Genomic DNA, 441 nt, shown 5'->3' with positions numbered 1-441 from the left:
CGGGCCGCCAGTTCCCCGACCGCCGGCGCCGCCTCCGGTGACGGGGAGTATAGTATCGCTTTCCCTCGGTTCCCTTCACTTTTTACCTAGCGCAGGTCCCCATGCAGGCTCTCTGGATGTTGGTGGCGTCAGCCATGTTCGCCATCATGGGGTCGTTCGTGAAGCTCGGCACCGAGCACGGCGCGTCGCTGCCGCTGGTGGTGCTGTTCCGCGGCCTGCCTTCGGTCATCCTGCTGCTGATCTGGGCGCGCGCCGGACGCCAGTCCATCGTGCCCACCAGCTGGAAGCTGCACCTGTGGCGCAACCTGTCCGGCGTCACCTCGATGTGGCTGGGCTTCTATGCCATCGCCCACCTGCCGCTGGCCACCGCCACCAGCCTGAACTACACCGCGCCGCTGTTCATCGCCTGCTGGATGCTGGGCTGGGGCGGCGCGCAGCGCG

1 protein-coding gene is annotated in these 441 nt (G+C 67.8%); it reads left to right on the top strand.

Annotated elements, in window-relative coordinates:
- Positions 1 to 134: 134 nt before the first annotated feature.
- Positions 135 to 441: hypothetical protein (locus KUA55_RS18175; protein ID WP_281419058.1), on the top strand; the 307-nt coding region annotated here is incomplete at its 3' end.

It is taken from the genome of Enterococcus alishanensis (assembly GCF_019218635.1).
Taxonomy (GTDB): domain Bacteria; phylum Bacillota; class Bacilli; order Lactobacillales; family Enterococcaceae; genus Enterococcus_A; species Enterococcus_A alishanensis.
The sequence above is the reverse complement of the archived record's forward strand: the minus strand, read 5'-3'. Positions and strand labels throughout refer to the sequence as shown.